The 24734-nt window shown below is 72.3% G+C and carries 17 protein-coding genes and 1 tRNA gene; 7 read left to right on the top strand and 11 right to left on the bottom strand.

Annotated elements, in window-relative coordinates; translation table 11 throughout:
• Positions 1-27 precede the first annotated feature (27 nt).
• From V5O49_RS03870 to V5O49_RS03860, 3 genes are all read right to left on the bottom strand, one after another.
• A complete protein-coding gene (locus tag V5O49_RS03870) occupies positions 28-3897 on the bottom strand; it encodes a multifunctional oxoglutarate decarboxylase/oxoglutarate dehydrogenase thiamine pyrophosphate-binding subunit/dihydrolipoyllysine-residue succinyltransferase subunit (protein ID WP_405001134.1) in 3870 nt (1289 codons plus the stop codon).
• 259 nt (positions 3898-4156) lie between these two features.
• Entirely contained in the window at positions 4157-5251 is a 1095-nt protein-coding gene (locus V5O49_RS03865; protein ID WP_332901071.1) for a sensor histidine kinase, read from the bottom strand.
• A 2-nt stretch (positions 5252-5253) separates the two neighbouring features.
• Entirely contained in the window at positions 5254-5982 is a 729-nt protein-coding gene (locus V5O49_RS03860) for a response regulator transcription factor (protein ID WP_278235084.1), read from the bottom strand.
• Positions 5983-6109: 127 nt separating this feature from the next.
• On the opposite strand from V5O49_RS03860, the gene V5O49_RS03855 reads away from it, so the two are divergent.
• From V5O49_RS03855 to V5O49_RS03840, 4 genes are all read left to right on the top strand, one after another.
• The gene (locus V5O49_RS03855) at positions 6110-7450 is read left to right on the top strand and encodes a hemolysin family protein (RefSeq protein ID WP_332901070.1); all 1341 of its coding nucleotides are present in this window, start codon (positions 6110-6112) and stop codon (positions 7448-7450) included.
• Positions 7447-8526, top strand: a complete 1080-nt coding sequence (locus tag V5O49_RS03850; protein WP_332901069.1) for a hemolysin family protein — start codon at positions 7447-7449, stop codon at positions 8524-8526. The genes V5O49_RS03855 and V5O49_RS03850 overlap by 4 nt, the downstream gene beginning before the upstream one ends.
• Before the next feature lie 169 nt (positions 8527-8695).
• Positions 8696-9544: a M15 family metallopeptidase gene (locus V5O49_RS03845; protein ID WP_332901068.1), complete on the top strand. Its 849-nt coding sequence runs from the start codon at positions 8696-8698 to the stop codon at positions 9542-9544.
• Positions 9545-9573: 29 nt separating this feature from the next.
• Positions 9574-10200 carry a CYTH domain-containing protein gene (locus V5O49_RS03840; protein WP_332901067.1) on the top strand — a complete coding sequence of 209 codons (627 nt, stop codon included), beginning with the start codon at positions 9574-9576 and terminating at the stop codon, positions 10198-10200.
• A gap of 174 nt (positions 10201-10374) precedes the next feature.
• Here V5O49_RS03840 and V5O49_RS03835 read toward each other — a convergent pair whose 3' ends face one another.
• From V5O49_RS03835 to V5O49_RS03805, 7 genes are all read right to left on the bottom strand, one after another.
• On the bottom strand, positions 10375-11523 hold the full coding sequence (locus tag V5O49_RS03835; RefSeq protein ID WP_332901066.1) for a bifunctional 2-methylcitrate synthase/citrate synthase: 1149 nt from the start codon (positions 11521-11523) through the stop codon (positions 10375-10377).
• A gap of 64 nt (positions 11524-11587) precedes the next feature.
• Positions 11588-12496, bottom strand: a complete 909-nt coding sequence (gene prpB, locus V5O49_RS03830) for a methylisocitrate lyase (protein WP_332901065.1) — start codon at positions 12494-12496, stop codon at positions 11588-11590.
• Positions 12496-14013 carry an MmgE/PrpD family protein gene (locus V5O49_RS03825; RefSeq protein ID WP_332901064.1) on the bottom strand — a complete coding sequence of 506 codons (1518 nt, stop codon included), beginning with the start codon at positions 14011-14013 and terminating at the stop codon, positions 12496-12498. The genes prpB and V5O49_RS03825 overlap by 1 nt, the downstream gene beginning before the upstream one ends.
• A gap of 140 nt (positions 14014-14153) precedes the next feature.
• Positions 14154-14795 (bottom strand): response regulator transcription factor, encoded by a 642-nt coding sequence (locus V5O49_RS03820; RefSeq protein ID WP_332901063.1) that lies wholly within the window; start codon positions 14793-14795, stop codon positions 14154-14156.
• Entirely contained in the window at positions 14792-16102 is a 1311-nt protein-coding gene (locus tag V5O49_RS03815) for a sensor histidine kinase (RefSeq protein WP_332901062.1), read from the bottom strand. The genes V5O49_RS03820 and V5O49_RS03815 overlap by 4 nt, the downstream gene beginning before the upstream one ends.
• A 100-nt stretch (positions 16103-16202) precedes the next feature.
• On the bottom strand, positions 16203-16769 hold the full coding sequence (locus tag V5O49_RS03810; RefSeq protein WP_332901061.1) for a hypothetical protein: 567 nt from the start codon (positions 16767-16769) through the stop codon (positions 16203-16205).
• Positions 16770-16890: 121 nt separating this feature from the next.
• A tRNA-Arg gene (locus V5O49_RS03805) sits at positions 16891-16963 on the bottom strand.
• Between the two features lie 124 nt (positions 16964-17087).
• Here V5O49_RS03805 and argS point away from each other — a divergent pair.
• Together argS and lysA are read left to right on the top strand one after the other, a co-directional pair.
• The gene (gene argS / locus V5O49_RS03800) at positions 17088-18755 is read left to right on the top strand and encodes an arginine--tRNA ligase (RefSeq protein ID WP_332901060.1); all 1668 of its coding nucleotides are present in this window, start codon (positions 17088-17090) and stop codon (positions 18753-18755) included.
• Between the two features lie 41 nt (positions 18756-18796).
• The gene (gene lysA, locus V5O49_RS03795; RefSeq protein ID WP_405001136.1) at positions 18797-20188 is read left to right on the top strand and encodes a diaminopimelate decarboxylase; all 1392 of its coding nucleotides are present in this window, start codon (positions 18797-18799) and stop codon (positions 20186-20188) included.
• Between the two features lie 225 nt (positions 20189-20413).
• Here the strand turns inward: lysA and V5O49_RS03790 are convergent, their stop codons facing one another.
• Complete coding sequence (locus V5O49_RS03790; RefSeq protein WP_332901059.1) at positions 20414-23104, bottom strand: S8 family serine peptidase; 2691 nt, start codon at positions 23102-23104, stop codon at positions 20414-20416.
• A 259-nt stretch (positions 23105-23363) separates the two neighbouring features.
• Here V5O49_RS03790 and V5O49_RS03785 point away from each other — a divergent pair, with 259 nt between their 5' ends.
• Complete coding sequence (locus V5O49_RS03785) at positions 23364-24734, top strand: homoserine dehydrogenase (RefSeq protein ID WP_332901081.1); 1371 nt, start codon at positions 23364-23366, stop codon at positions 24732-24734.

Below are 24734 nucleotides of genomic sequence, written 5' to 3'. Positions count from 1 at the left end.
GCCCTTCGTGCTGCCTGACGGCGACGGTCAGCGGCTGAACACCTGGTCCAGCAGGATCTCCTGCTCCTCGCGGTGACGCTTGGCCGTGCCGGCGGCCGTGGACGCCGACGCCGGCCGGGAGACGACCTGCACCCGGGGCAGGTCCTCGGGCATCGCCAGGTGCAGGTAGGACCACGCGCCCTGGTTCTGCGGCTCGTCCTGGACCCAGACGACCTCGGCGTCCGGGTACTTCGCGAACTCGGCCCGCAGCTGCTCCTCCGGGAACGGGTAGAGCTGCTCCATGCGCACGATGGCCGTGGCGGTGTCACCGCGCTTGCTGCGCTCGGCGACGAGGTCGTAGTAGACGCGGCCCGTGCAGAGCACGAGTCGGCGCACGCCGGCCGGGTCGAGGTTCCCGCGGGCCACCTCGGTGTCCTCGAGCACGGGCTCGAAGGTGCCGGTCGTGAAGTCCTCGACGCTCGAGGCCGCGGCCTTGAGGCGCAGCAGCTGCTTCGGCGTCATGACCACCAACGGCCGGCGCGGGCGGTCGTAGGCCTGCCGGCGCAGCAGGTGCGCGTACGACGCGGGGGTGGAGGGCTGCGCCACGGTCATGTTGTTCTCGGCGGCGAGCTGGAGGAAGCGCTCCAGGCGGGCCGAGGAGTGGTCGGGCCCCTGCCCCTCGTAGCCGTGCGGGAGCAGCATGACGACCGAGGAGTTCTGGCCCCACTTCTGCTCGGCCGACGAGATGAACTCGTCGATCACGGTCTGGGCGCCGTTGACGAAGTCGCCGAACTGCGCCTCCCACAGCACCAGGGCGTCGGGGCGCTCGACGGAGTAGCCGTACTCGAAGCCGAGCGCGGCGTACTCGCTGAGCGAGGAGTCGTAGACCCAGAACTTCGCCTGGTCGCCGGAGAGGTAGAGCAGCGGGGTCCACTCGGCGCCCGTGTGCCGGTCGTGCAGCACGGCGTGCCGCTGGGTGAACGTCCCGCGGCGCGAGTCCTGACCGGCCAGGCGGACCGGCGTGCCCTCGATGAGCAGCGACCCGAAGGCCACGAGCTCGCCGAAGCCCCAGTCGATGTCGCCCTCCTTGGCCATGATCTGGCGCTTGTCCAGGAGCTTGCCGAGCTTCGGGTGGACGGTGAAGCCCTCCGGCGGCTGGACGTGGACGTCGCCCACCCGCTCCAGCACGGAGTGCGAGACGGCCGTCTGCCAGCCGACCATCGTGCCGGCGTCCTCGCGCTGGGACTCCGGACGCTCCAGCCCGGCGATCTCCTCGGTGCCCGAGGGGCGGTCCGAGGACATGCCCTTGGTCTCGGTGAAGACGCGCTCGAGCTGGGCCTGGTAGTCCTTGAGCGCCTGCTCGGCCTCCTCGACGGTGATGTCGCCGCGGGCCACGAGGTTCTTCGTGTACAGCTTGCGCACCGACTGCTTGGCCTCGATGAGGTTGTACATCAGCGGCTGCGTCATCGAGGGGTCGTCGCCCTCGTTGTGGCCGCGCCGGCGGTAGCAGACCATGTCGATGATGACGTCGCGGTCGAACTGCTCGCGGTAGGCGAAGGCGAGCTCGGCCACGCGCACGCAGGCCTCGGGGTCGTCACCGTTCACGTGGAAGACCGGGACCTGGTAGCCCTTGGCCACGTCGGTCGAGTACGTCGTCGAGCGGGACGAGGACGGGCCCGTGGTGAAGCCGACCTGGTTGTTGATGACCACGTGGATCGTGCCGCCGGTGCGGTACCCGCGCAGCTGGGCGAGGTTGAGCACCTCCGGCACGACTCCCTGGCCGGCGAAGGCGGCGTCGCCGTGGATGAGCAGCGGCAGCACGGAGAAGCCGTCGCCGCCGAGGTCGATCCGGTCCTGCTTGGCGCGCACGATGCCCTCGAGCACCGGGTCCACGGCCTCCAGGTGGGAGGGGTTGGCCGCCAGGTAGACCTTCGTCGTCGCGCCGGTCTCGGCGGTGAACGTGCCCTCGGTGCCGAGGTGGTACTTGACGTCACCCGAGCCCTGCACGGACTTCGGGTCGAGCTGGCCCTCGAACTCCTTGAAGATCTGGCCGTAGCTCTTGCCGGCGATGTTGGCCAGCACGTTGAGCCGGCCGCGGTGGGCCATGCCGACGCCGACCTCGTCCAGCCCGCTCTCGGCGGCCTTGGACAGGATCGCGTCCAGCAGCGGGATGACGGCCTCGCCGCCCTCCAGGGAGAAGCGCTTCTGGCCGACGTACTTGGTCTGCAGGAAGGTCTCGAAGGCCTCGGCGGAGTTCAGCCGGCGCAGGATGCGCAGCTGGTCCTCGCGGGGGGTGCGGGCGTACCCGTGCTCGAGCCGGTCCTGCAACCACTTGCGCTGCGCCGGGTCGGACAGGTGCATGTACTCGATGCCGATCGAGCGGCAGTAGGAGTCGCGCAGCAGGCCGAGGGTGTCGCGCAGCGTGGCCTTCGGGGTGCCGCCGAACCCGCCGGTCGGGAACGTGCGGTCCAGGTCCCACAGCGTCAGGCCGTGGTTCTGGATGTCCAGGTCCGGGTGCTTGCGCTGGCGGTAGGCGAGCGGGTCGGTGTCCGCCATGAGGTGCCCGCGCGAGCGGTAGGAGTGGATGAGCTCGGCGATCTTGGCCGGCTTGGCCGCCTCGACGTCCGAGTCGACGGTGTTGTCCCGGACCCAGCGCACGGGCTCGTACGGGATCCGCAGAGCGGCGAACACTCGGTCGTAGAAGCCGTCGAGGCCGAGCAGCTTGCCGGCCAGGATCTTGAGGAACTCACCCGACTGGGCGCCCTGGATGATGCGGTGGTCGTAGGTCGAGGTGACCGTCATGACCTTCGAGACGCCCATCCGGGCGAGCTGCTCCTCGGACGCGCCGGCGAACTCGGCCGGGTAGTCCATGGCGCCGACGCCGATGATCGTGCCCTGCCCCTGCATGAGGCGCGGCACGGAATGGACGGTGCCGATGCCGCCGGGGTTGGTCAGCGAGATCGTCGTGCCGGCGAAGTCGTCCATGCCGAGCTTGCCGCCGCGCGCCTTGCGCACCAGCTCCTCGTAGGCGGCCCAGAACCCGGCGAAGTCGAGCTCCTCGGCCTTCTTGATGCTCGGCACGAGCAGCTGACGCGAGCCGTCCGGCTTGGCGAGGTCGATGGCGAGGCCGAACCCGACGTGCGCGGGCTGGACGACGTGCGGCTTGCCGTCGGTCTGCTCGTAGTGCGCGTTCATGACCGGCATGTCCGCCAGCGCCTCGACGAGGGCGAACCCGATGAGGTGGGTGAAGGAGATCTTGCCGCCGCGGCCGCGCTTGAGGTGGTTGTTGATGACGATCCGGTTGTCGACCATCAGCTTGGCGGGGACCGCACGCACCGACGTCGCCGTCGGCACCTCGAGCGAGGCCTCCATGTTCGTCACGACGCGCGCGGCGGGGCCGCGCAGCTTCTGGACGTCGTCCGTGGCCTCGTCCTCGTCGGACTCGGGCTCGGTGCGCGCGACCTCGGCGTACGGGGCCGTGGCCGGCAGCGCCTCGGCCACCGGTGCGTCGGCCGCGGAGATCTCCGGGTCGGCCGGCACGAGCGCAGGGGTGGACTCCTGGGAGGCCTCGGCCGCGGCCGTCCCGGAGGCGGCCGAGGACGTTCCCTGGGCCGGCTCGGAGCCCTCGCCCGCGGTGTCGTCGCCCGGGGCGGCGACGGTGCTCGCGCCGGCGTCGGTCTTCGCGGGGGCGGTGGTCGCCGACGACGCCGACCCGCCGGACGGGGCCGGCGTACCGTTCGCCGACGCCTCGCTGCTCTCGCCCGGGGTGTAGTCCTCGAAGAAGTCCCACCACGCGGGGTCGACCGCGTTCTTGTCCTTCAGGTACTGCTCGTAGAGCTCGTCGACGAGCCACTCGTTGGCCCCGAACGACGCGCTCTCGGCGCTGATCGACTCTGACCCTGCCTTGGGGGACACCACGCCCGGATCGCCCACTTCCCAGATTGCATGCGTTGTACTGCTGCCCGATGGTCGGGCACCCACCAGCCTAAGCCGTCCTGGCGCCTGTGCAGAGTCACCCGTTCCGCGCCGTCGTGCGGCGCACAAGGGCTCTGCCACCCCTGCGTGACGGGTCGGTAATACGTCGTCAAAGGTTGTCTCGTCCGGCGTCATGGCCCGCTCACGTCCGTGAGTCGGTCAGGTTTCCCTGTGACCGATCTCACGATGTGACATGGTGTCGTCACTCGGTGGTGACCCCGGGGGCGGGGCGGGCCTCCGCGGGCAGCGCGACCCGCATGGTGGCACCGACCTCGGTGTCGGCGACCTCGACGTGACCGCCGTGCAGGTCCACGGCCCACCGCACGATCGCCAGCCCGATCCCCGTCCCGCCGCTGGTGCTGGCCAGCGACCGCACGCTCGGGGCGCCGCTGGCGAACCGCTCGAACACGCGCTCGCGGTCCTCCGGAGCGATCCCCGGCCCCTCGTCGCTCACCTCGATGACGACGTCGTCGCGGTCCGGGTAGGCGTCCAGCCGGACCGTGCCACCGTGCGGCGAGTGCCGGATCGCGTTCTGCAGCAGGTTGGTGACCACCTGGCGCAGCCGTTCGACGTCGGCCTCCAGACCGAGGTCCTCGGGAGTGACGTCGACGACGTAGTGCAGCCCCTTGGCGGCGTCGACCATCGACATCGACTCGGCGCACTCCTCGAGGAAGTCGCCCACGGAGAACTGCGTCAGCGTCAGCGCCGACGCGCCCGCCTCCACCCGTGACAGGTCGAGCAGGTAGGTGACCAGCCGGGTGAGGCGTTCCGTCTGCTCCAGCGACAGCTCGAGGGTCGCCGGGGTGGGCTCGGAGACACCGTCGACGAGGTTCTCGAGCTGGGCCTGCAGCGCGGCCACCGGGGTGCGCAGCTCGTGGGAGACGTTGGCGATGAGGTCGCGGCGGATCCGGTCGGACGACTCCAGGTCGCCCGCCATCGTGTTGAAGGCCTCGGCGAGCTGGCCGACCTCGTCACGGCTCGTGGAGCGCACCCGGATGGAGTAGTCGCCGTCCGCCATCGCCTGGGCCGCCGCCGTCATCTGCCGCAGCGGAGACGTCATGCCGCGGGCGAGGAGCTGGGTGAGCACCAGCGAGACGATGATCGCCAGGGGGAAGGTCCGGCTGGGCCCGAACTCGTTGCGCAGGCCCACCCAGGTGATGAGCACCCCGACGGTCACGCTGGCGACCACCAGCAGACCCAGCTTGGCCTTGAGCGAGTGGATGGGGTCCAGGGGGCGGACGTCCGGGAGCCGGTGCTCCCGCCGTCGGCCGCCGTCGTCGTCGCGCGCGGCGGGCACGCTCAGCCCGCCGGCGGTTCGAACGCGTAGCCGACCCCGTGCACCGTGCGGATCAGCTCCGGCCCGAGCTTGCGGCGCAGGGCCTTGATGTGCGAGTCCACCGTGCGCGTCCCGCTGGCGTCGGCCCAGTCCCAGACCTCGGCGAGCAGCTTCTCGCGGGTCTGGACCGTCTTGGGCGCGCTGGCGAGCATCACCAGCAGCTCGAACTCCGTCGGCGTCAGGTGCACCTCCTCGCCCTCGCGGTGGACCCGCCGCTGGGCGCGGTCGATCGTCACGTCGCCGGCGACCAGCGGGGGCTCGGCAGGGGCCGACGCCGCGGCCTGCGCGGCACGCTCCACCCGACGCAGCAGCGCCTTGACGCGGGCGACCAGCTCCCGCATCGAGAACGGCTTCGTCATGTAGTCGTCGGCGCCCACGCCGAGGCCGATGATCATGTCCGTCTCGTCGTCGCGCGCGGTGAGCATGAGGATCGGGGTCGGGTGGTCCGCCTGGATCCGCCGGCAGACCTCCAGCCCGTCGATCCCGGGCAGCATGACGTCGAGCACCACGGCGTCGGGGTGGAGCCGGGCGGCGGCGTCGACACCGGCGAGGCCGTCGCGGGCGACCTCGACGCGCCAGCCCTCGGCGGAGAGGCGCTGCGCGATGGCCGTCGCGATGGCCGGCTCGTCCTCGACGACGAGCACCGTGGCGTTCTGCTGCCCCTGCCCGGGGCCGCTCGCAGTGGTGGTCATGACCCCATCTTGCACGCACACCCTGTGTCTTCGCTGGGCATCGGCTGGCGTGGCGTGCGCCGCCGCGGAGCGGATAGCATCTGTGCGCGATGGACGACAGTCGATATACCGGTCTGCGGGGCCTCCCGTGCTGACCGACGTGCTCATGCTCGGTGTCGGTGTGCTGCTCACGGCCGGTACCGCGATCTTCGTGGCGAGCGAGTTCTCCCTCGTGACCCTGGACCCCGCGGTCGTGGGGGCCGACGACGAGGAGGGCGACAGTCCCTCGCCCGGCCGGACAGGTCCCGATCGTCGGGACCGTATCGTCCGAGCCGGGCTCAAGCACCTGTCCACGGAGCTCAGCTCCGCGCAGGTCGGGATCACCGCCACCACCATCCTGCTCGGCTACACGGCCCAGCCCGCGCTGCTGTCGCTGTTCGGCGCCTCGTTCGCGGCGACGCCGCTGGGCGAGGGCGCCTCCGCCGTGCTCGCCGTCGTGCTCGCGCTCGTCGTGGTCAACGGATTCTCGATGCTCTTCGGCGAGCTGATCCCCAAGAACTTCGCCCTGTCGGCGCCGCACGGCACCGCCCGGGCGGTCGTGCCGCTGCAGCGGGCCTTCACCATCGCGGCGGGCCCGCTCATCCGCGTCCTCAACGGGTCGGCGAACGCCATCCTGCGGCGGATGGGCGTCGAGCCGCGCGAGGAGCTCTCCGGCGCGCGCTCGGCCACCGAGCTGATCTCGCTCGTGCGGCGCTCGGCCCAGGAAGGGACGCTGGAGAAGGGCACCGCGACCCTGCTGGCCAACTCCCTGGAGCTGGACGAGCTGGCCGCACGCGACGTGATGACCGACCGCACCCGCATGGTCGTGGTCAACCGGGACACGAGCGCGACCGAGGTCGTCGGGCTCGCGCACCGCACCGGCCACTCGCGGTTCCCGGTGATCGGCGACGACCGCGACGACGTCGTCGGCCTCGTGCACCTGCGTCGGGCGGTCTCGGTGCCGTTCGACCGGCGCGACGACGTGCCCGCGGGGGCGCTGATGGTCGACGCGCCGCGCGTGCCCGAGACCGTCAGCCTCGGCCCGCTGCTCGTCGAGCTGCGCGGGCTCGGGCTGCAGATGGCCGTGGTGGTCGACGAGTACGGCGGCACCTCCGGTGTCGTGACCCTGGAGGACGTCGTCGAGGAGCTCGTCGGCGACGTCACCGACGAGCACGACCGGCGTCGCGGCGGCGTGGCGCGGCTCGCGGACGGCGCCTGGTCCGTCCCCGGCGTCCTGCGGCCCGACGAGCTGGAGGAGTCGACCGGGCTGCGCGTGCCGGAGTCGCCGTCCTACGAGACCCTCGGCGGGCTCGTCATGGAACGGCTGGGCCGCTTGCCGCAGGTCGGTGACGAGGTCGCCTGCGAGGACGTCGTCCTGCGCGTCGACCTGGTCGACGGACGCCGCGTCGAACGGCTGCGCGTGCGATCCGGGCAGGAGGTGACGGCATGAGCACCGGGACCGCCCTGCTGATCGGCCTGCTGCTGCTCGTGGGCAACGCCTTCTTCGTCGGCGCGGAGTTCGCCGTGCTGTCCGTGCGGCGCTCGACCATCGAGCCGCGCGCACAGGCGGGGGAGAAGCGCGCCAAGGTCGTCCTGTGGGCGATGGAGAACGTCTCGCTCATGCTGGCGTGCGCCCAGCTCGGCATCACCGTGTGCTCGACCGGTCTGGGCATCATCGCCGAGCCGGCGCTCGCGCACCTGCTCGAGGGCCCCTTCGAGCGGATGGGGATCCCGGAGCAGCTGGTCCACCCGGTGGCGCTGGTCATCGCGCTCGGCATCGTGGTCTACCTGCACGTCGTGCTCGGCGAGATGGTGCCGAAGAACCTGGCCGTCACCGGTCCGGAGCGGGCCGCGCTGTGGTTCGCTCCGCCGCTCGTCTTCATCGCGCGCGTGGTCCGGCCGATCATCGTGGCGCTGAACTGGGTCGCCAACCACGTCATCCGGATGCTGGGTGTCGAGCCGAAGGACGAGGTCGCCTCGGCCTTCACGGTCGAGGAGGTGCAGTCGATCGTCGAGGCCTCCCGCGCCGAGGGCGTGCTGGAGGACGACCAGGGGCTGCTCACCGGCGCGATCGAGTTCTCCTCGCGCACCGCCCGCGACGTCATGGTCCCCGTCGACGCGCTCGTGACGGTGTCGCCCGGCGCGACACCCGACGACGTCGAGCACGAGGTCTCGCGCACCGGCTACAGCCGGTTCCCGATGATCGAGACCGAGACCGAGGCCGAGGCCGAGTCCGTCGATGACGGCGGCGGGGCGGCACGGCTGCTCGGCTACCTGCACCTCAAGGACGTCCTGTACGCCACCAACGGCAACCGGTCGCGGCCGGTGCCGATGTGGCGGGTCCGGGCCATGGCGACGGTCGACCCGACCGACGAGGTCGAGGACACCCTGCGGGCGATGCAGCGTTCCGGCGCGCACCTCGCCCGGGTCGACGACGCGGGCCGCACGGTCGGCGTCGTCTTCCTCGAGGACATCCTCGAGGAGCTGGTCGGCGAGGTCCGTGACGCGATGCAGCGCCGTCGGTGAGGTCTGAACAGGGTGTGAACAACCTGGGACTTGGACGTGAGTCGGGTCACCGCTAAGGTGCGGTCACAGATCGGCCGTGACGTGCTCGTCCAGGGCGTCGTCGCAGGTCGGTCGGGATGTCGGTAGGACGTGTGACCCGCGCTCGGCGGGGACGGATGCAGGAGGTGGCGTGGACACGACGTCGCAGGGCGACGCACCCGCTCCGCGCTCCCGCCGTGAGCTCCGCGAGGCCGAGCAGGGTCGCGCGGCACGGACGTCGCGACGCCGGTCCTCCGGAGGACGGTCCCGGGCCCGTGGCGCGCACGCCGCACCGGCAGGCCACACCTGGGTGACGCGGGCCACCGTGCTGGGCTCTCTCGCCGCGGTGACGATCGCCGGCCCGCTGACCGCCGGCGCCCAGGGCGACGAACGGTCGCCGTTCGACCGGGAGACGCAGCCGTCCGGCCCGTCCACGCTGTCGCTGCTGGAGTCCGGCACGACGGCGCCCCCGACCGCCTCCGCCATCGCGGCCGTGCCGCGCGAGCGCAACATGGACGTCGCCAGCCGTGCGACCGCCGACCGTGAGCCGCTGCCGGACTGCGACCCGGACGCCCCCGTCGAGGGGAGCAACGGTCGGCTCGCCGACCACTCGCTCTGCGACCTGTGGCAGGGCGGCGAGCAGCTGCGGCCGGACGCCGCCGTCTCGCTGAGCGCGCTCAACGAGGCGTTCAAGGCGCGCTTCGGCCGGAACCTGTGCCTGGTCGACAGCTACCGCTCGCTCTCCTCGCAGTACGCCGTCAAGGCCAGCCGCGGCTACCTCGCCGCGACGCCGGGCACGTCGATGCACGGCTGGGGCCTGGCCATCGACCTCTGCTCGAAGGAGACCGGGAGCTCCGAGGTCTACGGCTGGCTCTGGGACAACGCCCCGATGTACGGCTGGGAGAACCCGCCGTGGGCGCAGCGCGGCGGCTCCGGCAAGTACGAGCCGTGGCACTTCGAGTTCCGCCCCGGGGTCGAGGAAGTCTCCACCTGGCACTGAGCCGCGAGGGCGGGCGTAGTCTCGGGGACATGTCCACGGACTACTCAGACTTCGAGTTCGAGCGCCGGTTCCTCGTGCGCGACCTGCCCGACGTGCTGCGCGACGCTCCGTCGCTGATCGTCCAGTCCTACTTCCTGTCCGACGGCGGCTACGCGCTGCGCGTGCGTGCCCAGGCCGGGGGAGTGGACGCCGCCCTGGACGGGCGCAGCGACGCGCGCGAGGTCCTCGACGTCTGGCGCGACCGGGTCGACTTCGCGGCGATGACGGTCAAGGGCCCCTCGGCCGGCGGTACCCGGTACGAGGCCGAGCGGCAGCTCGACCCGCTCGTCGCCGTCGAGCTCGTCCGTCGCGGTGGTGCGCGGGTCGTCAAGACCCGGTACGCCGCCTGGCTCGGCGCCGACGGCTGGTCGATCGACGTCTTCGGCGGGGCGAACCACCCCTTGATCGTCGCCGAGTGCGAGCGGTCGGGGCCGGTCACGGAGCTGCAGATCCCGGACTTCTGCGTCACCGAGATCACGGACGACCGGCGGTTCTCCAACGAGTCGCTGGCCGTGCGGCCCTACGGCGAGTGGGCGGCCTCCTACGCCGAGGAGCTCGCGGCCCGCGGCCCCTCGTTCCGCGACGACTTCGGGCCCAACCAGGAGCTGCCCTCCTGACCCAGCCGCGCCCGCACCCCTGATCGCGCCCCGCCCCACCCCTGATCGCGCCCCATCCCACCGTTGTGGGCATGAAATCTGCAGCTCCTGGCGGGTGCCGACCTGCAGATTTCATGCCCACAACGGGCGACGGGGCGACCGGGGCGACGGGGCTGTGGGGCGGGCGAAACAGCGTCAGGGGCGCGGGACGTCTCGGCGCTCGTGCCCCACGTACGACGAGAGCGGGCGGATCAGCGAGTTCGCCGCCTGCTGCTCGGCGATGTGCGCCGTCCAGCCGGTGACGCGGGCCGCGACGAACAGCGGGGTGAACGTCTCGGTGTCGAACCCCATGAGGTGGTAGGCGGGCCCGGCCGGGTAGTCGAGGTTCGGGTAGATCCCCTTGCGCTCGACGAACGCCGACTCCAGCGCCGCGTACAGGTCGCCGAGATCCTGGCGGTCGAAGTGCTCGACCAGGTCGTCCAGGGCGGCCTTCATCGTCGGCACCCGGGAGTCGCCGTGCTTGTAGACCCGGTGGCCGAAGCCCATGACCTTGCGCTTGGCCGCCAGCGCCTCGTCCAGCCACGCCTCGGCCCGGTCGGCCGACCCGATCTCGGTGAAGGCGTGCATGACCGCCTCGTTCGCCCCGCCGTGCAGCGGCCCCTTGAGGGCGCCGACGGCGGCGACGACGGCCGAGTGCACGTCGCTGAGGGTGGAGGCCACCACCCGGGCGGTGAACGTCGAGGCGTTGAAGGAGTGCTCGGCGTACAGGATCATCGAGCGGTTGAAGGCGTCCACGACGGTCTCGTCCGGCTCGGTGCCGAACGTCATCCACAGCGTGTTCGCCGCGTGGTCCAGGTCGTCGCGTGGGGCGACGGCTTCCTGGCCGTGGCGGCGCCGCTGGGTGTAGGCGACCACCGCGGGCAGCTCGGCGAACAGCCGCACGGCGTGCTCCGCCGTCGTCCCCGCGTCGGCCAGCGCGAGCAGGTCGACCCCGGCGGTCTCCCGCGCGCCGATGACGCTCAGCGCCGTGCGCACGTCGTCCATGGGGTGGGCGTCGGTGGGCAGCAGGTCGATCGCCGTGCGCACGTCGTCGCCGAGGTCGCGGTGCGCACGCTCGGTCGCCCGCAGCGTCTCCAGCTCGGCGTCCGTGGGCAGCTCGCCGTGCCACAGCAGGTGGGCCACCGCCTCGAAGGGCTGGGTGTCGGCCAGGTCCTGCACGGGGTAGCCCCGGTACAGCAGGGAGTTCGACGCCGGGTCGACCTTGGACACGGCCGTGGTGTCGGCGTACACACCGGCGAGCCCCTTGTGGATCTCTGGTTCGTCGGTGCGGCGGGACTCGGTCATCGGTGCTCCTTCGCTCGGATGACGGACGCGGTGTGCGCGGTGTCGTCTCGGGATCTCTCGCGGGTCAGTGGTGGTGGCCCTCGAGGGAGAAGTCGTACACCCCGGCGTCGAAGGTGTTGTACGCCGGGTAGTCGAGCAGCTCGTACAGGTCGGCCCGGGTCTGCATGTGCTCGACCTGCGAGGCGAGCGACCCCTCGGCGCGCAGCGCCGTCAGGCCGCGGTCGGCGGCGCCCATGGCCAGGCGCAGCAGCGAGACGGGGTAGATCACCAGGGCGATCCCGGCGTCGCGCAGATGGTCGGCGGTGAAGAGCTCAGACTTGCCGAACTCGGTCATGTTCGCCAGGACCGGCACCTCGAGCGCGTCCGTCATCGCGGCGAACTCGTCGAGGTCGCGCATCGCCTCCGGGAAGACGGCGTCCGCCCCGGCCTCCACGAGCGCCCGGGCACGGTCGATCGCGGCGTCCAGCCCCGCCCCCGCCCGGATGTCGGTGCGCGCCATGATCAGCAGGTTCTCGTCGCGGCGAGCGGTGACGGCCGCGCGGATCCGCTGCAGGGCGGTGGCCTCGTCGACCACCTGCTTGCCGTCGAGGTGGCCGCAGCGCTTGGGGTTGACCTGGTCCTCGATGTGGAGCCCGGCGACGCCGGCGTCCTCCATGGTCTGGACCGTACGGGCCACGTTCATGGCCTCGCCGAACCCGGTGTCGGCGTCCACCAGCGTCGGCAGGTCGGTCATGCGGGCGATCTGGCTCGCCCGGCCGGCGACCTCGCTCAGCGTCGTCAGACCGACGTCGGGCAGGCCCAGGTCGGCCGCGACGACGGCACCCGAGACGTAGACGCCGTCGAACCCGTGGCGTTCGATCAGCCGGGCCGAGAGCGGGTTGAACGCCCCCGGGAGCTGCAGCAGCTCCCCGGAGGTCAGGCGCTCGCGGAACGCGGCGCGCTTGGCGGCAGGGGTGAGGTCCGAGTACAGCATCAGAAGATCCCGCCCCGCAGGTCGGCGCCGGCCATCGGGTCGGACGCCGGGGTGACGGTGAGCTCGGAGAGCTCCTCCGCGCTCAGCTTCGGCAGCCGCTGGGCGACGTCGAGGAAGCGGTCGATCTCCTCGGGCGCCAGCACGCCGTCGGCCAGGGTGCGGAACTTCGCCACGTACTGCTCGCGGCCGAAGGGCCGTGCTCCGTAGGGGTGGGCGTCCGCGACGGCGATCTCGTCGACGATCGTCTCGCCGTCGGCCAGCTCGATCTCCACCCGGCCGCCGAACGACTTCTCGTCCGGGTCGGCCGAGTGGTAGCGGCGCGTCCACTCCGGGTCCTCGGCCGTGGTGACCTTGCGCCACAGCTCGACGGTGTCCGGTCGGCCGGCGCGCTCCGGGGCGTAGCTGGCGGCGTGGTCCCACGCGCCGTCCTGGAGGGCGACGGTGAAGATGTACGGGATCGAGTGGTCGAGCGTCTCGCGGCTCGCCGTCGGGTCGTACTTCTGCGGGTCGCCGGACCCGGAGCCGATGACGTAGTGGGTGTGGTGCGACGTGTGCAGCACGATGGAGCGCACCGACTTGGCCTCGCGCAGCTCGGGACGCTCGGTGCCCAGCCGGCGTGCCAGGTCGATCCACGCCTGGGCCTGGTACTCGGCGGAGTGCTCTTTGGTGTAGGTGTCCAGGATGGCGCGGCGGTCCTCGCCCCGGGTGGGCAGCGGCACGGTGTAGCGCGCCTCGGGGCCCGAGAGCATCCAGGCGATGAAGCCGTCCGTGCCCTCGTAGATCGGGCTCGGGGACGTCTGGCCGCGCATGGCCCGGTCGACCGCCTCGATCGCCATCTTGCCGGCGAAGGCGGGTGCGTGGGCCTTCCAGGTGGAGATCTCGCCCTTGCGGGACTGTCGCGTCGCCGTCGTCGTGTGCAGGGCCTGGCCGACGGCCTGGTAGATGGTCTCGTTCGGCAGCCCCAGCAGCGTGCCGATCCCCGCCGCGGCGCTCGGTCCCAGGTGCGCGACGTGGTCGATCTTGTGCTCGTGCAGGCAGATGCCCTTGACCAGGTTCACCTGGATCTCGTACCCGGTGACGATGCCGCGCAGCAGCTCGGCGCCGTCCCGGCCCAGGTGCTGGGCGACGGCGAGGATCGGGGGGATGTTGTCGCCCGGGTGGGAGTACTCCGCGGCGAGGAACGTGTCGTGGTAGTCCAGCTCGCGCACGGCCACGCCGTTGGCCCAGGCCGCCCACTCGGGGCTGGTGCGGTGCTGCGAGGCGAAGACCGTCGACCCGGAGCCGCCGCGCGAGACCGGGTGCGCCTCGGCCTGGGCGCGGGCGGCCAGGATCGGCGCGCGGCCCAGGGACGCCGTGGCCACCGCGGCGTTGTCGATGATCCGGTTGATCACCATGTCGGTGACCTCCGGGAGCGGCTCGAGCTGCTCCGCCGCGACGTCGGCGATCTTCCAGGCGAGCTGGTCGGTGCGGGCCAGCGGCTCGTCGGCGCGATAGGTGCGGACGGTGTGGTCGAGCATGGGTCCTCCGGATCGACGTCGGGGCGCACGACGTCGGCGTCGACGCCTGCCTGGGGGTGAACCTAACGTGGACCGTGCGGCGCGTCTACGGGGGTACCCGGTACTGCACCCGTCCGGGAGGTCGTCGTCACCGCCGGAAGTCAGCGCACCAGCCCGGCCTCGTAGGCGGTGATGACGAGCTGGACGCGGTCGCGGCAGCCGAGCTTGCGCAGGATCTCCGAGACGTGGGACTTGACGGTCTCGTCCCCGATGAACAGCTCGGCGGCGATCTCGGTGTTGGACCGGCCGCGGGCCACCTCGAGGAGCACCTCGGTCTCGCGTGCGGTGAGGGTGTCGAGCCCGATCACGTCGCGCGTCGCGGCCCGCCCGGCGAAGTCGTCGACGAGGCGGCGCGTCACCTGGGGGCCGAGGAGCATGGAGCCGTCGGCGACGAGCCGGACGCCCTCGATGAGGCGGTCGCCGGTGACATCCTTGAGCAGGAATCCGCTGGCCCCTGCCCTCAGGGCGTCGTAGACGTACTCGTCCAGGTCGAACGTGGTCAGGATGAGCACGCGGGTCGCCGGCTGCTCCGCGGCGAGGCGGACGGTCGCGGCGATGCCGTCGAGGACCGGCATGCGGATGTCGACGACGGCGACGTCCGGTGCGTCGCGGGCGACGGCGGTCAGCAGCTCGGCCCCGTCCCGGGCGGTGCCGACCACGTCCAGGTCGTCGGCGGAGTCCAGGATCGAGGCGAATCCGTGCAGCACGACCGGTTGGTCGTCGGCGACGACGACGCGTGTCACGCGATCTCCCCGCGCTGGGGGAGTGCCGCCGTCGGCCCGTGGTCGGGGTCGGTGGGCAGCGCCACGACGAGCACGAACGCGGAGGCCTCCACACCGGCGGTGAGCGTTCCGCCGAGTGCTTCGACACGCTCATGCATGCCGGTCAGGCCGCGCCCGGGCACGACGACGGCGTCGGCACGGTCGACGGGGTTGGTCACGCGCAGCCCGGCGACCTGTGCCGCGTGGGTCAGCTCGACGGTGGTGGGGGAGCCGGGGGCGTGTCGACGGGCGTTGGTCAGGGCCTCCTGTGCCGCCCGGTAGAGGACGTACCCCGGCGCGTCCGGCACGTCGTCGCAGTCGCCGGTCAGCGTGACGTCCTGGCCGGCGGCCCGGGCCTCGTCGACCAGGCCGGCGACGTCGCACGCGGTCGGCTGAGGCGCCCGACCGGATCCCTCGGTGCGCTGCAGCACCGACAGGACCTGGCGCAGCTCGCCGAGGGCGGAGCGGGCGTCGTCGGCGATCTCGGCCAGGACCCGCCGGGCGTTCGCGTCCAGGTCGGGGTGGGTGTACGGGGCAGACTCGGCGCGGACCGCCACCAGGGAGACGTGGTGGGCGACGACGTCGTGCAGGTCGCGGGCCAGCCGTGCCCGCTCGGTCGCGACGGACTCCACCTCGAGCGCGTGCTGTTCGACGGCGGCCGCTCGGTCGCTGCGGCGCCAGGACTCGCGGACGAGTCGGATCGCCGCTGCTGCGCCGACGACGACGGCGACCGCAACGGTGTAGAGCACACCTGCTTCCACGACCTCCCGGGCGTCGGCGCTGCCCGCGGTCACCGGGCCGATCGGCAGCATGGCCGGGACGTCGCTGACCACGTACCACCACGCGGTCGCCAGGGTCGCCACGAGCGGGACGGCGGCGCGGCGCCAGGAGTCCTGCACGACCAGGCAGGTGATCATCAGCAGCGCGAGCCACCAGCCCCAGACGAACTGGCCCAGAAGCGGGATCGTGACGAACGGCCAGGCCGCCAGTGCCGTCGCGGTGAACGGACGACGGCGGGCCAGCACGACGGCAGTCACGCAGCTCAACCCGGTGGCCACGGAGACGAGGTTGATCATGCCGCTGGTATCGAGCCAGCTTGTGCCGACCAGGAGTGAGGTCCTGCCTGTTGTCGCCCCGACGACGCCGTCCTGCGAGGAGGACATCACGGCGATCGGCCGCGAGAGCGGTGAGTTCAGCAGGAACAGTCCGAGCACGGCGGCCAGCACGGCCGGTGCCACCCAGCGGCGATCGGCGTTCACGGTCTGCATGAAGGTGTCGTGACTGCTCATGACGACGATCCTGTCCGGCGGCACACGGCCCGCACCACCCCCGTGCGGGGGAGCGAGCCTCCCTCGCGCGGGGCTGCGAGCCCGGCGGCCTGCCGCCGGGTCAGCGGGTCGGCCGATCGTCCTCGATCGCGACCTCCGTCGTCGCGGGATCCGCTGCGCGGCGGGCCCCCGGGCGCGCGAGCGCGAGCACGACGAGGACACCGACGAAGACCGGCGTCGCGGGGCTGAGCGCGCCCTGGCGCGTCCAGGCCACGGCGAGCGGGTCGGCCACCCCGCCGTCCCAGGCGGAGGGTCGGCCGGCCAGGACGGACATGGCGCTGTACGGGAGCTCGGTGGTCACCGCGGCCCAGGCCGTCAGGCCGAGCACCGTCACGAGAGCAGCCCACACGGGCAGCTGGTGCCACCGGGACGACGCCGTGCGATGGCACCGCCAGAGCGGCCAGAAGGCCAGCGCCGTCACGGCGGCGAGGGCGAGCCCCTCCCACACCGGCGCTCGCGGCGGCACGATCGTGGGGACCATGTCCCAGCCGAGCCGGGCTCCGGTACCGATGCTCGAGGCCCGCAGGTCGAGGTACCCGATCGCCGTGACGTAGGCCGCCGCGCCGACGACCGCGGCGGCCACGCCGAGGAGGAGACCGAGCGACGTGGGTCGGTCCGTGGTGCGCATGGTTCGTCCTCCGCTCTGCCGCCGGCCATGGCGACGGTGGCCCGAAGGTAGGGCGCGCGTCATGCGCGGGTCAAGAACGACGAAGGTCCCCGGGTCGTGGACGACCCGGGGACCTCTGCGGTGCGCCTGGAGGGACTCGAACCCCCGACCTTCTGCTCCGGAGGCAGACGCTCTATCCACTGAGCTACAGGCGCGGGCGCCGGGCACTCACCGTCGCGGACGACGATCGCTCGGCACGGTGCACGAGACTACCACCGAGAGTTGGCAGGTCGGAAAACCGTGCCGGGTCCCACGGCGCGAGGCCGATAGAATCGCCCGGTGACACCCGACGAGCTCTCCGAAGCACTCAGCGCTGCCCTCGCCTCGGCCGTGGCCGACGGCACCCTCGCCCTCGACGCCGACGCCCTGCCGTCGACCGTCCACGTCGAGCGACCGAAGCAGCGCGAGCACGGGGACTGGGCGACCAACGTCGCGCTCCAGCTGGCCAAGAAGGCCGGCACGACGCCTCGGGCGCTCGCGGAGGACCTGGCCGGGCGCCTGGGCTCGACCCCGGGCATCAAGGCCGTCGACGTCGCCGGACCCGGCTTCCTCAACATCACGCTGGAGGCCGGCGCCGCGGGCGAGCTGGCCCGGACGATCGTCGAGGCGGGTGCCGAGTACGGCCGGTCCGACGCGCTGGACGGGCAGGTCATCGACCTCGAGTACATCTCCGCCAACCCGACCGGTCCGCTGCACATCGGCCACACCCGCTGGGCGGCCCTGGGTGACTCCCTGGTCCGGATCCTGCGCGCCGCCGGCGCCGACGTCACGGCCGAGTACTACATCAACGACGCCGGCGCGCAGATGGACCGCTTCGGCGCCTCCGTGCTCGCCCAGATCCACGGCACCGAGGTGCCCGAGGGCGGCTACCGCGGCGAGTACGTCGCCGAGCTGGGCCGCCAGGTGCTGGCAGCGAACCCGCAGATCGTCGACCTGCCCGAGGACGAGGGCGTGGCGCTCGCCCGCGACGAGGCCTACCGGCTGCAGCTCGCGGAGATCCGCGACGTGCTGGACTCCTTCGGCGTGCACTTCGACGTCTGGTTCTCCGAGCGGACGCTGCACGACTCCGGCGCGGTGACGACGGCGGTCGAGCGCCTGCGCGAGCAGGGCCACGTCTACGACGACGGCGGAGCGGTCTGGCTGCGCACCACGGACTTCACCGACGACAAGGACCGTGTGCTGATCCGCGCGAACGGCGAGCCGACGTACTTCGCCGCCGACGCCGCGTACTACCTGTCCAAGAAGGACCGCGGGTTCCCGGGCAAGATCTACCTGCTGGGCGCGGACCACCACGGGTACATCAACCGGCTCAAGGCCATCTCGGCCGCCGCCGGGGACGACCCCGCCGCCAACATCGAGATCCTCATCGGCCAGCTCGTCTCCGTCCAGGGCGCCAAGCTCTCCAAGCGGGCCGGCAACATCATCGAGCTGCGCGACCTCGTGGAGTGGATCGGTGCCGACGCGGTGCGGTACTCCCTGTCGCGGTACCCGGCCGACACCCCGCTGGAGCTCGCCGGCGAGGAGATGATCAAGCAGTCCAACGACAACCCGGTCTTCTACGTCCAGTACGCGCACTCGCGCACCTGTGCGGTGGACCGCAACGCGGCCGACCGGGCGGTGCGTCGCGTGCTCGACGACGGCGCCGACGGGTTCGACCCGGCACTGCTCGACCACCCGACCGAGGCCGTGCTCATCGGTCGCCTGACCGAGTTCCCGCGGATCGTCGCCCAGGCGGCCGAGCTGCGCGAGCCGCACCGCATCGCCCGCTACCTCGAGGGGCTCGCCGCCGACTACCACAAGTGGTACGCCGAGTGCCGGGTGCTGCCGTACCCCGACGAGGACGTGCAGGACGTGCACCGCACGCGCCTGTGGCTGAACGACGCCGTCCGCCAGGTCCTGGCCAACGGTCTCGACCTGCTGGGCGTCAGCGCACCGGAGCGGATGTGAGCGCCGGCGGCCACCCCACCGCGACGGGGACGACGACGGCGCTGCCGACCGGCGGCGCCGACGCGGCCGGCGTGCCCTGGCCCTCCACGGCGCGGCGTCGCGACGACGGCGAGCTGGAGGTCGGCGGGGTCGGCGTCGGTGATCTCGCGGCCGAGCACGGCACTCCCGCCTACGTGCTGGACGAGGCCGACTTCCGCGCCCGGGCGCGTGCCTACCGCCAGGCCTTCGAGGCGGCGTTCGAGCAGGTCGGTGCCGGCGTCGACGTCTACTACGCGGGCAAGGCGCTGCTGACCGTCGCCGTCGCACGCTGGGCAACCCAGGAGGGTCTGCGCGTGGACACCGCCTCCGGCGGGGAGCTCGCGGTGGCGCTGCGCGCCGGCGTGCCGGGTGCCGCCATCGGCCTGCACGGCAACAACAAGGCGGACGAGGAGATCCTCGCCGCCCTCGACGCCGGGGTCGGACGGATCATCGTCGACTCCCGGGTCGAGATCGACCGCGTGGCCGACCTCGCCGCCGCGCGCGGCGTCGTCGCGCCCGTGATGCTCCGCGTCACGACCGGCGTCCACGCTGGTGGCCACGAGTACATCTCCACCGCCCACGAGGACCAGAAGTTCGGTCTGTCGGTCACGGCGGGGGACGACGGCGGCACCTCCCCGGCGCTCGCGGCGCTGGAGGCGATCGTGGCGCGGCCCGAGCTGGAGCTGCTCGGCATCCATTCGCACATCGGCTCCCAGATCCTCGACCCGTCGGGCTTCGAGGCCGCGGCTCGCGTGGTGCTGCGGCTGCGGGCCGACCTGGCCGAGCGCACCGGCGTCGTCGTCGAGGAGGTCGACCTCGGTGGGGGGTACGGCATAGCCTACCTGCCCACCGACGAGGCGCTCGAGCCTTCCCCGGTGGCGCGCGACGTCGCCGAGGCGGTCGCCGCCGTGTGCAGCGAGCTGTCGATGCCGCTGCCGCGGTTCTCCATCGAGCCGGGCCGGGCGATCGTCGGACCCGCGGGGCTGACCCTCTACACCGTCGGCACCGTCAAGCCCGTCACGGTGTCGGGCGGCTCCGCCGACGACGAGACCTTCACGCGGCTCTACGTGTCGGTCGACGGCGGCATGAGCGACAACATCCGCCCGGCCCTGTACGGCGCCGACTACCACGCGGAGCTCGTCGGCCGGTCCTCGGACGCGGCGAAGGTGCTGGCCCGGGTGGTCGGCAAGCACTGCGAGAGCGGCGACATCGTCGTGCACGAGGTCGTCCTGCCCTCGGACGTGCGCGCCGGGGACCTGCTCGCCGTCGCCGCGACCGGTGCCTACGGCCGGTCCATGGCGTCGAACTACAACGCCCTGACGCGGCCGCCGGTCGTCGCCGCGGCGGACGGGGCCTCGCGGGTGCTGGTGCGCCGCGAGACCGTCGAGGACCTGCTCGCGCTCGACCTCGGCTAGGCCCCCCGCCGAGGCAGGCAAGCTCCCGCCGAGGTAGGCAACTCTTCCGCGAGGTAGACCGCGTTCTGCCGAGGTAGGCACATCCCTGGCGAGGTAGGCCGCGTTCTACCTCGCGAGGACGTTGCCTACCTCGCGAGGGCCGGGGCCCACCTCGATGAGGCAGCGACCACGCGGAACGGCCCCGCACCCTGGAGCAGGGTGCGGGGCCGTTCGCCGTGCCGACCGTCAGTGGCGGTCGATGGTGAACGTCGGGGACGTCCAGGTCTCCCAGTGGTCGGGGTTCGACCGGTCACCGTTCGCCTTGAGGGCGTCGATGTGGAGCTGGTAGTCGCCGTCCTTCAGCGTCTTGGTGACCTCGGTGTTGCCCCGCTTCTTGGTCGCGGTGCCGTCCCAGACGAACGCCTGGATCCCGGCGGAGGTCTCGCTGCGCCCGAGGGAGCCGAGGTCGGCGGCGACCGTGAAGGCGCCCTTCGTCCGACCCTTGCTGTCGATCACCGAGATCTCGAAGTCCTCGACCTGGTGGTTGAAGTGCGCCACCACGTAGGGGTAGTCGGGCAGACCGTCGACCCAGTCGAGCGTGAACGACTCGCCGCCGGCCTCGCTGAACGTCCCGGCCGGGTCGATGCAGTCGAACTCGACGAACTCCGCGCACTCCGTGATGCGGGAGACCCACGGCACGTCGATCATCTCGCCGTCACCGAGGTCGATCGGGGTGATCGCCTCGATGTCCTGGTAGTCGCCGTCGAAGCCGGCGTACGGCACCGTGACCTCGGAACCGTCGTCGCCGGTGATCTCGACGAACCCGCCGTAGATGACCTCGAACCCGTCGAAGCCGGGCGAGGTGATCGTGACGTCCACCTCGGCCGACTCCCCGGCCGGCACGGTGACCTCCGTGGCGGAGAACTCCGCCGTGCCGTCGAGGATCGCGAGCGACGGAGCGAACGTGTCGCCGTAGGTCGCCAGCGCCGTCGTGTGGCCCATCGTGTAGGTGACCTCGGCGTCGGAGTCGTTCGCGACCGTCAGCGTCGTGGTGACCGGCTCGTACACCGGCGCACCGTCGACGCGGTCCACCACGGACTCACCGAGCGAGATCTTCGCCGGGGTGACCGAGGTCGTCGCGGCGTAGGCGGCCGGGACGTCGATCAGGCCGGCGCCCTGGCCGTGCACGGTCTCGACATAGGTGCCGGCGTACAGGATCGGCTCGGCCGTGTTCTGCAGCAGGTCCCGCATCTCGGTGGTGCCGATCTCCGGGTCCGCCTCGAGCAGCAGCGCGGCGGCACCGGCGACGTGCGGGGACGCCATCGAGGTGCCCGACAGGGTGGCGTAGCCGCCCTTGGCCAGCGGGTACGTCGAGTGGATGTTCCCGCCCGGTGCGGCCAGGTCAGGCTTCAGGGTCAGGTCGGGGGAGAGCCCGTACGAGCTGAAGTCGCTCTTCTCGCCACCGGTCGGGCTGACGACGGACGTGGTCTGGTCGGTCCAGGCCAGGGTGACGTCGGCCCCGCCGTCGATCTCGGCCTTGATCGCGTCGCCGCTGGCCAGGCTGATCCCGATGCCCGGGACACCGGCGTCCACGACGCCGCCGCCGTTGAACAGGCCGGGGATGTTGTTGGCGATGACGACGGCGGTCGCGCCGGCGGCCACCGCGGAGGAGTACTTCTCGTCGAAGGTGCAGTCGCCGCGGTCCACCAGCGCGGTCATGCCGGCGGGGTCGGCGAGGAGCTCGTCACCCAGGGTGTCCACGCAGCCGCGACCGACGTGGACCATCGGGTCCGTCGAGCCGGAGGTGGGCGGGGCGGCGACGTCGGAGAGCACCGTGTACGGCACCTCGGTGCCGGAGGGCTCGGCGATGGCCAGCGCGGCGTCGTTGTTCGTGTTGTCCACGGACGCGACGCCGATGACCTTCTCGCCGACACCGGGGGCGCCGGTGGAGTAGACGCCGGTGCGGCCGGAGTTGCCGATGGAGGCGACGACGACCATGCCGGCGTCCACCAGGGCGTCCGAGGCGGTCGCGGTCGGGTAGTCCGGCCAGGTGAAGGACGAGCCGATCGACATGTTGAGGATGTCCATGTCGTCCTCGAGGGCCTTCTCCATCGCCGAGATCATGATGTCGGCCTCGGTGGAACCCTCGCAGCCGAAGACCCGGTACGCGCCGAAGGTGACCCCCGGGGCGACGCCGAGGACGTCACCGTCGGCACCGACGATGCCGGCCACGTGGGTGCCGTGACCCTGGCAGTCCATCGGGTCGCCGTCGGGTTGCGGGACGCGCGCGGCGGGGTCGGACGACCCGGCGTTGTAGTCGTCCCCGACGAAGTCGTAGCCGTAGGGGATCCGCTCGGTCGGGAACTCGCCGCCGCCGAAGTCGGGGTGCTCGTAGTCGATGCCGGTGTCCATCACCGCGACCTTGATGCCCTCGCCGGTGAGCCCGAGCTCGTTCTGCGCGACGTCGCTGCCGGTCATCGCGAGCGCGGTCGCCATGTCGGGGATCGCGGCGGTCTGGGGCTCCGGGACGGCGACCTGGACCATCGGGTAGATGGCGGCGACGCCCTCGGTCCGCTGCAGGCGGCCGAGCTGCGAGCTGTCCATGTCGACGGAGAAGCCGTTGAACAGGGCGGTGAACTCTTCGCGCTCGGTGTACTCGACACCGGCGTCGCGGGCCGCACGGCGGAACGCCGCGTGGTCGCTGCGCACGGCCGCAGCCTTGCCGCCCTGCGCGGTCGGGGCGGTCTCGAGCTCCACGAACCAGGCGCCGGGCGTCTCGTTGACCAGCGTGTCCTGGTCGCTCGTGGGTGCGGTGTGCACGGGGGCCAGGGGTTCCGGCCCGTCCGGGTCGTCGGCGGTCGCGATGCTCGGCAGCGCCACGGTGGTGGCAGCGAGGCCGAACGCGGCGAGCGCGCCCACGACCGGGCGTCGTCGCATGGTGATGCGCACAATGTCCTCCCAGTTAGGGTTGATGTGGCGGACACACTAGGCGTGATGTGTGACACAGATGTATCGGGCAAGTGTGTGGGCCGTCACACTGTGACCGGATCGTGATGTCGCGACGCCGGTCGGCTTCGTCGCGTCACGATGCGGACGACGTGTCCGGCCGGGGCCGTCGCGCGGCTATCCTGAGCCTCGATCCCCGCACTTCCGAACCGAAGGTGGCCCCGTGCCCGCTGCAGACCACCGGCCCGCCGTGACCGCGACGTCGGACACCGACCGTCGTGAGCAACGCGCCCTGCGGGTCGCCCTGCTCGGTTGCGGCGTGGTCGGCACCGAGGTCGCCCGCGGCCTGCTCGAGAACTCCGCCGAGCTGGCCGCCCGTGCCGGGGCGCCGCTGGAGGTCGTGGGCATCGCCGTGCGGGACGCCTCGCGCGAGCGGCCGGGCATCCCCGCCGACCTGCTGACCGAGGACGCCGAGGCGCTCGTCGACGCCGCCGACGTCGTGGTCGAGCTCATGGGCGGCATCGAGCCGGCGCGCACGCTCATCCTGCGGGCGCTCGAGCGCGGCGCCAGCGTCGTCACGGCGAACAAGCAGCTCCTGGCCGAGCAGGGCCCGGTCCTGTTCGAGGCCGCCGACGCGGCGCGCGCGGACCTGTCGTTCGAGGCCGCCGTCGCCGGGGCGATCCCGATCGTGCGCCCGGTGCGCGAGTCGTTGGCCGGGGACCAGGTCGAGCGGGTCCTCGGCATCGTCAACGGCACGACGAACTACGTCCTGGACGAGATGACCACGCAGGGCATGGACCTCGAGGACGTCGTCAAGCGCGCCCAGGAGCTCGGGTACGCCGAGGCCGACCCGACGGCCGACGTCGACGGCTACGACGCCGCGGCCAAGGCGGCCATCCTCGCCTCGTTGGCGTTCCACACGCGCGTGTCGATCCACCAGGTGGCGCGCGAGGGAATCCGTCACATCACCAGCGACGACGTCGACTGGGCCCGACGCACGGGCTACGTCCTCAAGCTGCTCGCCATCGCCGAGCGCACCGACGAGGGCGTCGCCGCGCGCGTCCACCCGGCGCTGGTGCCGACCGACCACCCGCTGGCCGCGGTGCGCGGCGCGTTCAACGCCGTCTTCGTCGAGGCCGAGGGTGCCGGACCGCTGATGTTCTACGGCCAGGGCGCGGGCGGACGGCCCACCGCCTCGGCCGTGCTCGGCGACGTCGTGTCGGCGGCCCGCGACCGCCTCATCGGGGGCAAGGGACCCCACGAGTCGGCCTACGCCTCGCTGCCCGTGCTGTCCGCCGATGCCGCCGTCACCCGCTACCAGGTGCGCCTCGAGGTCGCGGACCGCACCGGTGTCCTGGCCCAGGTCGCCGGGGTCCTGGCCGACCACGGCGTGTCCATCGACACCGTGCGGCAGAGCGAGGCGCTCACCGCGCCCTTCGAGGCCGAGCCCGCCTCGGAGCCGGCGCCCGGTGCCGTGCCCGACGAGGGCGAGCCGGTGGCCCGTCTCGTCATCACCACCCACGCCGCCCGCGAGGCGTCGCTCGCCGCGACGGTCTCCGCGCTGCGCGACCTGGAACCCGTTCGTCAGATCACGTCAGTCCTGCGAGTCGAGGGAGTCTGA

The sequence above is a fragment of the Isoptericola haloaureus genome (assembly GCF_036689775.1).
Lineage (GTDB): Bacteria > Actinomycetota > Actinomycetes > Actinomycetales > Cellulomonadaceae > Isoptericola > Isoptericola haloaureus.
Note: the sequence above shows the minus strand (reverse complement) of the source record. Positions and strands in the feature narration are given on the sequence as shown.

Coding starts and splice junctions, on each gene's coding strand:
- V5O49_RS03860 (WP_278235084.1), bottom strand. CDS start 5,982: ATGACCACCACTGCGAGCGGCCCCGGGCAGGGGCAGCAGAACGCCACG.
- V5O49_RS03850 (WP_332901069.1), top strand. CDS start 7,447: ATGAGCACCGGGACCGCCCTGCTGATCGGCCTGCTGCTGCTCGTGGGC.
- V5O49_RS03840 (WP_332901067.1), top strand. CDS start 9,574: ATGTCCACGGACTACTCAGACTTCGAGTTCGAGCGCCGGTTCCTCGTG.
- V5O49_RS03835 (WP_332901066.1), bottom strand. CDS start 11,523: ATGACCGAGTCCCGCCGCACCGACGAACCAGAGATCCACAAGGGGCTC.
- prpB (WP_332901065.1), bottom strand. CDS start 12,496: ATGCTGTACTCGGACCTCACCCCTGCCGCCAAGCGCGCCGCGTTCCGC.
- V5O49_RS03825 (WP_332901064.1), bottom strand. CDS start 14,013: ATGCTCGACCACACCGTCCGCACCTATCGCGCCGACGAGCCGCTGGCC.
- V5O49_RS03815 (WP_332901062.1), bottom strand. CDS start 16,102: ATGAGCAGTCACGACACCTTCATGCAGACCGTGAACGCCGATCGCCGC.
- V5O49_RS03810 (WP_332901061.1), bottom strand. CDS start 16,769: ATGCGCACCACGGACCGACCCACGTCGCTCGGTCTCCTCCTCGGCGTG.
- V5O49_RS03790 (WP_332901059.1), bottom strand. CDS start 23,104: ATGCGACGACGCCCGGTCGTGGGCGCGCTCGCCGCGTTCGGCCTCGCT.